5 protein-coding genes are annotated in these 6,233 nt (G+C 55.8%); 4 read left to right on the top strand and 1 reads right to left on the bottom strand.

Going from position 1 to position 6,233, the window contains the following annotated elements:
• Together PH586_RS09575 and PH586_RS09570 are read left to right on the top strand one after the other, a co-directional pair.
• Positions 1-1,783: autotransporter outer membrane beta-barrel domain-containing protein (locus tag PH586_RS09575; RefSeq protein WP_271347519.1), on the top strand; the 1,783-nt coding region annotated here is incomplete at its 5' end.
• Between the two features lie 42 nt (positions 1,784-1,825).
• A complete protein-coding gene (locus tag PH586_RS09570) occupies positions 1,826-3,460 on the top strand; it encodes a ShlB/FhaC/HecB family hemolysin secretion/activation protein (RefSeq protein WP_271347518.1) in 1,635 nt (544 codons plus the stop codon).
• A gap of 225 nt (positions 3,461-3,685) precedes the next feature.
• Here the strand turns inward: PH586_RS09570 and PH586_RS09565 are convergent, their stop codons facing one another.
• Positions 3,686-3,937 carry an Lpp/OprI family alanine-zipper lipoprotein gene (locus PH586_RS09565; protein WP_238041281.1) on the bottom strand — a complete coding sequence of 84 codons (252 nt, stop codon included), beginning with the start codon at positions 3,935-3,937 and terminating at the stop codon, positions 3,686-3,688.
• Positions 3,938-4,366: 429 nt separating this feature from the next.
• Between PH586_RS09565 and PH586_RS09560 the strand changes: the two genes are divergently transcribed.
• Entirely contained in the window at positions 4,367-5,743 is a 1,377-nt protein-coding gene (locus tag PH586_RS09560; RefSeq protein WP_271347541.1) for a GntP family permease, read from the top strand.
• A gap of 198 nt (positions 5,744-5,941) precedes the next feature.
• Complete coding sequence (locus PH586_RS09555; protein WP_271347517.1) at positions 5,942-6,223, top strand: GNAT family N-acetyltransferase; 282 nt, start codon at positions 5,942-5,944, stop codon at positions 6,221-6,223.
• Positions 6,224-6,233: the final 10 nt, after the last annotated feature.

Raw genomic sequence — 6,233 nt, 5'->3', positions numbered from 1 at the left:
AGGCCTGGACGCGAACTCAACGGTCACCGGTACTTCGCTGCTGCTGGATGCGGGTGCTGGCGACCTGGTTGCCGGGGATGTTGCGAACCTGACGTCCACTACAGGCGCAATAACACTGACAGGCAAGGGGGTTGCCCTGGGGCGCGATTCTCAATTGAACAGTGCAGCTGACCTCTTGGTGTCCAGTGATACCGGCGATATTGCCCTGGGCAAAGTCGTAGCGGACGGTCGGGTGACGGTCAAAAGTGCCGGCAACCTGGCATTCAACAACGCTGTGACCAGCGCCGATGATATGGAAATTGATGCGGAAGCCGAGGTCTCTATTGCAGCAACTACGATGATTGCATCCGGCGGAAGAGTTGGTCTGGATGCCGGCAGTCTGACGATGGGCGGCGGCTCTAGTGTACGGTCAGGCAGTGACACACAGATCAGCACGGCGGGCTCCATGGTGGCGGCGTCCATCGACAGCGGCGCTGCCCTGAGCCTTCAGGCTGGCGACGATATGCTTCTCGGTGGTTACATTTCTGCAGTACAGCTGATCAAGCTCGATGCAACCGACAAGGTCACACTGGCTGATCGGGCGAGCATAAATGCCGGCGCGTCTGTGGCAGTCAATGCGAACACTCTGGAAATGGGGTCTGCCTCGCGTCTCGACGCGGTTGGCCAGATGAGCATCACCACCAAGGGCGACATGCAGTTGGCAGCATTGCAAACCTCGTGGGATGGCGCTGATGCTGTCCGCTTGAGCAGTGGCGGCATGATTGTCGGACGCAAGGACACTCCTGTGCACCTGCGTGCCACCGGCCCCAATGCCCAGGGCAGCTTAAGTGCCGTGACCGGCATCGGTGACCCGCTGGTAGTCGACATGCCCTGGTTGTCGGCAGAGACCCTGAATGGCGATATCAATATTGTCGCAGAGCGAGGCCTCTATTCGCCGTTCCTGCGGGCGCACAATGGCAATGTCCATTTGCAGGTGAAGGGCAGCCTGACCTTTGGCGAACTTATCGGGAATCCATATTTGTGGATAGATGGCGCCATCGACGGCGACTTGATCGTCATGAATCAGGGCACGCTGGCATCCAGGCAAGGCTTGAATATTCGTCAGATTGATTTAAACGGCGGTGGTCCGTTGGTACTGGCGGCGCCGATCATTGATGTCAGCGTGGATGGCAAAGGGGCGGCCAATACCTACATGTCGTTGAGCGGGTTTGAGGGTGCCATCGCAGACCAGATCGATGTGCGGGTGATCAACACCGACAAGCTGAATATTGACGGATTCAAATCGAAGCAGGGCTCGTTGAGCGTGGATGGCGATTTGAATCTGAATAAGGCGCTGGTGCTGGACGGCCTAGACATGCAGACCGCTAACCTGACTCTGAGCCTCGACAACTATGACTCGCGCCCACTGAATGTGAGTGGGCAGTTGATGTCGCCTGGGGCAGAGTTCTGGCTGGATACCCAGGGCTATGAACTGCGTACCAATGCGCTCGCTACTCGCTATCGTGAGCCGCTGGTGATGTTTTTCTATCAGCCGGGTATACCGCAGGAGCTGCAACAGCTCGCACTGCAGCGACTGAGCGCGGAGTACATCATGCAGACACGGCTCAGTGAACCTCTGCTGTTGCAGTACGGCTTCAAGATGCCTGACTACTCAAGCTATTCAGGCTATTCGAGTCCCATGAGCTTTGGTGCAGATGCGGTAAACACTGGAGAGCAAAACTCAAACGAGGACGCTGACTTGCCGCCGGCGGACGAGAAGTTACTGGAAATTTCTTCCAGATAGCCAACCGATCACGGACGGTAGTCCATCAATTAGGAATATTGCGTGAATTATTGGCGTTTCTCTCTACATATGATGTTGCTAAGCCTGCTGGTCTCGAATACGTATGCCTTGCCTCTGCCGCCGGTTGCCGACCCTGCAGGCCGTGAAAGGGAATTGTTACGCCGCGAGCAGACTCTGCAAGAACGCAGGCAGATTCAGGAACGTGATGAGCAGTTGGTTGCACCTGATGAGGTCGAGGCACCCGATGAGGGCCCTTCTTTTGTCCTAAACAGTGTGCGTTTTACCAAGCCAGAGTTGCTCACCGCCAAAGAGCTGAAAGCCATAGTGTTGCCCTACCTGGGCAAGGAAACGCGGTTATCCGACCTGAATCGAATAGTCGCAGAGATCAATGCAGCCTATCAGGCGAAAGGCATCTATACGGCTACTGCGTTACTGCCCAAGCAGGAGGTGACCGACGGTGTTGTGATCATCCGTCTGGTTGAAGGGAAACTGGGAGAAATGCTTATTGAAGGTAATAGCTATCTACCGGAACCCTACGTGCGCGGTTGGGTGCCGTTTCCTAAAGACAAGACACTGGTCGATATGAAGGCGTTGGAAAGCGACATTCTCGAATTCAATCGGGTCAACGACGCCCGACTGCAGGCTGAGTTGCGCGCAGGCAAGGACTTCGGTCTCACCGACATTGTCATGGTCGTCGACGAGCCGCTGCAAAATAATGTGCAACTGTTTGTCGATAACTATGGCTACGAGAGCTCCGGTGAAAATGAAGTGGGTGCGATCTATCGCCGCCAAGGTGTATTCACCGGGAGTGACAGAGGGTTGCTCTATGCGCTGGCGTCGGAAGGTAACCAGGCGTTCACGTCAATCTATAGTGCGCCGGTCAAGGCTAGCGGCTGGCGGCTTGGCGGTAGTCTCTCGGTCAACCGCTCAGAAGTGACTTCGGGTGATTTTCAGGATTTGGCGGTTGAGGGCGACTCCACCAGTATGACGCTGGATGCTTCCTGGTTAGCCATTTCTACCCGTACTTTTTGGCTCAACGCGCTGGGCTCGGCAATGTACTCGACTTCGAAAACGTCGGTGCTTGGAGAGGACATCAGTGACTATGACATCAACAAACTCAATACCGGCGCGCAGTTCACTTGGCTAGGCTCGGGCTGGCAATTGTCAGGCCGGCAACTGGTTGGCTGGGTGAGCACGCACAACCAGGCAGCTAGTGGGACAGATCAGAGCTTTGCAATGCTGAGTGGAGATGCAAGTGGCTATTACCGGCCAGGTCAGTCCGCTTGGTACGGCTTGATGCAGATGGATTATCAGTACACCAACGAGGAAGCGATTCCCGGGGCTGTGGCTTACTCCATCGGAGGGCCGACGTCGATTCGTGGCTATGCGCCAGGCCTTATCAGCGGTGACTATGGCATTCAGACCAGTCTCGAAGCCCATTACAGTGGGCTGGACGTGCTGGGTGGAGCCCTTGATCCCTTCGTGTTCTATGACATAGGTACTGTGCTTTCAAAAAATCCCACTCAGACGCCCAAGGCCGCTGGCGTCGGTCTTGGCTGGAGCGGTGTTGAGGGATTCTCGGTAAACATGACCTATGCAAATGCCTTGGCCGATATCCTGCCGAACCAGGATGACTGGGTGTTCTATGCGCGCCTAAGCTGGGAGTGGGAGCAATAACCTGGCGCATTCGGGGCTGCAGCTAGCCAAACCTATTGGGGTGATATAAAGCGCATTGCGCAGCGCTAGCTGCGGTATAGGGATAAGGCACTGGTGGTGGGATTACCTATCCTTGTGTTGCGAAAGCCGGTAGATGAGATCCTTTTGCAGGGATTTGCGCATGTGCTGCACCCATAAAAAAGCCGACCCCCAGAGGGGTCGGCTTTAATTAGCCTTGAAGGGCTATTACTTGCGGCTGGCTTTGTCCAGCATACGCAGAGCGCGCTCATTGGCTTCGTCAGCAGTTTGCTGAGCCTTCTGAGCGGCTGCCATAGCGTCATCAGCCTTGCGATAGGCTTCATCGGCGCGGGCTTGAGCGCGTGCAGCAGCGTCTTCAGTAGCGGTCAGACGTGCTTCAGTTTCTTTGGACATGCTGCTGCAACCGGTAGCCAAAACTGCGGCCAAAGCTAGAGCAGAGAATTTCAGAACGTTGTTCATCGTGTTCCCCTTGAGGTGGAATTTTCCATTTAAGCAATTTCCAAACAGTAGGAAATTAGCCGGCGTACATACTACCCATAACTTTTAGTAAGTAAATGTAGGCTGTGCAAGTGCAGCATGTTTTTTCATGCTGGCTAAGGAAGCAGCACGTCAAGTTGTGCTGCTTTGGATGAAAAACATACAGCTCACGTAGCTTCTGCTGCGTCGCGCCTCCGGTTGAGGGGCTGCTACTTCGTGTATCGCAAGCCGGGTCCCGGATAAACTCTGCGGGCGGTGAAGACGCTGAATTCCCTGGGATTTATGGCTAAACACAATGTCCCTTACGGGGCTAAGTGAGCCATATTGGGCAGGCCCAGGCTGGAGCGGACAAGTATGCACTGGGATTTTTGAAGGCGGGGCGTGACGTACAACAATAATGGAGGGTTACACATGCTCGGGAATGCAGGGTTGTTGGTTGGTTTGGCCTTACTGATTTTCATGGCATTGCGCGGGGTGAATATATTCATTGCGGCCTTGCTTTGCGCCCTGGTTGTGGCGTTAAGCAATGGTTTGCTAGTCCCCAAGGCACTGCTCGAGTATTTCCCTTTCGGGCCCTTGGGCGCCTTTACCTTTGCCGGCAAGTTTTTCGTGCTGTTCCTTTGCGGCGCCATATTTGGCAAGGTCATGGCCGCAAGCCAGGCGGCCAGTAGCATTGCTCAGGCCATTACGCGCAGTCTCGGCATTAGCCGGACGCTGTGGGTCACCATGCTGGTCTGTGCATTGCTGACCTATGGCGGGGTGGTGGTGTTCGTGGTGATCTTTACCATGTATCCACTGGGTATCACCTTGATGCGCGAGGCCAATCTGCCCAAGCGTCTATTTTGCGCTGCCACCGCCTTGGGCGCCGGCACCTTCACTATGACGGCAATGCCGGGCACGCCCTCGATTCATAATGTCATCGCCGCCAGCGCCTTGGGCACCGACCTGTTTGCCGGGGCCTGGATTGGTGTAGCCGCGAGCGTGATGATGGTTGCGATGGGCATGGCTTATGTTCAGCGTGAATGGCGCTTGGCGCGCGAGCGCGGTGAGGGTTTTGAGGCCAACGCGCAGGATGTGCGCATGGAACAATTGGCCGGCGCGCCAAATTCGGGTCCGCATTGGAGCTTGGCTGTGGTGCCTATCCTGGTGGTGTTGGGCATCATCGTGCTGCCGCGCTTGTTGCTGTTAAGTGGCGCGATTGTTCCAGGACAAGGCGGGTTGGGCCAGTTGGTGGGCTTTAGCCAACAGCAGCCTATTCTCTGGCCGAGCCTGGCTCTGGTGATCGCCACCGGGGTTGCGGTCATGCTGTTCGCTGGCTTGCGGCGCAATACGCTAGCGTTGCTCGGGCAGGGCGCTGACGATGCGATCATGCCGCTGCTTAACACCGCTGCGGTGATTGGCTTTGGTGGCGTGGTCACCCAGACACCTGGCTTTGCCCTGTTTTCCCAGTGGATTCTGACGGTTGAGTTGCCGCCGCTGTTGTCGATTTTTGTCTCGGTCAGTGTGGTTTCCGGGATCGTCGGTTCTTCTTCGGGCGGTTTGCAGATATTCATGCAGACCCTGGCACCCAAATACCTGGAATTGGGTGTCGAGCCTGAAGTCCTTCACCGTATAGCCAATATTGCCTCTGGCGGGTTTGACTCGCTACCACACTGCGGAGCAGTGATTGCCATGCTGATGATCATGGGCTTGACCCACAGGCAGGCTTACAAGGACATTTTCGTGGTGACGGTATTGATTCCGGTGATTGCGGTGGTGTGCAGCATCGCTTTCTTGAGTGTGCTCTAGGCAAGGCGAGGTCAAGGTTGACCGGGTTGTCGGGACTCCTGTGTACGTCATCGCCTTTTCCTGAGCATGCAATTTGGGGCTGCAGCGCTGACGATTGCGGCCGCAAGTGCGATGATGGCGAAATGCCGAGGTCGCTTCGACCGGAAAATATCGCTAAGGTGCGGGTATGGTTTGCAAGTTATTTACAGAGGAGTTGCGATGAGCGAGGCGTTGTCCATTCACCATGACCTTAAGGGTCACCAGTTCGAGACCACCGTGGGTGGTGATCGTGCGTACCTGGCCTATATGGATCTGGGCAAGCAGACCTTGGATATCTACCGCACCTTCGTACCCCATTCGCTGCGTGGTCGTGGCATTGCCGCCGCATTGACCGAGCAGGCCTTGAAGTACGCCGAGCAGATGGATTACACGGTGATTCCTTCGTGTTCTTATGTCGAACGTTATATGGAGCGCCGTCAGCGCCACAGCGTCAAAGGCTGACGGTGATGCT

The organism is Pseudomonas aestuarii (assembly GCF_027988105.1).
Taxonomy (GTDB): domain Bacteria; phylum Pseudomonadota; class Gammaproteobacteria; order Pseudomonadales; family Pseudomonadaceae; genus Aquipseudomonas; species Aquipseudomonas aestuarii.
This window is presented reverse-complemented; position numbering and strand designations above follow the sequence as displayed.

Coding starts and splice junctions, on each gene's coding strand:
- PH586_RS09565 (WP_238041281.1), bottom strand. CDS start 3,937: ATGAACAACGTTCTGAAATTCTCTGCTCTAGCTTTGGCCGCAGTTTTG.
- PH586_RS09560 (WP_271347541.1), top strand. CDS start 4,367: ATGCTCGGGAATGCAGGGTTGTTGGTTGGTTTGGCCTTACTGATTTTC.
- PH586_RS09555 (WP_271347517.1), top strand. CDS start 5,942: ATGAGCGAGGCGTTGTCCATTCACCATGACCTTAAGGGTCACCAGTTC.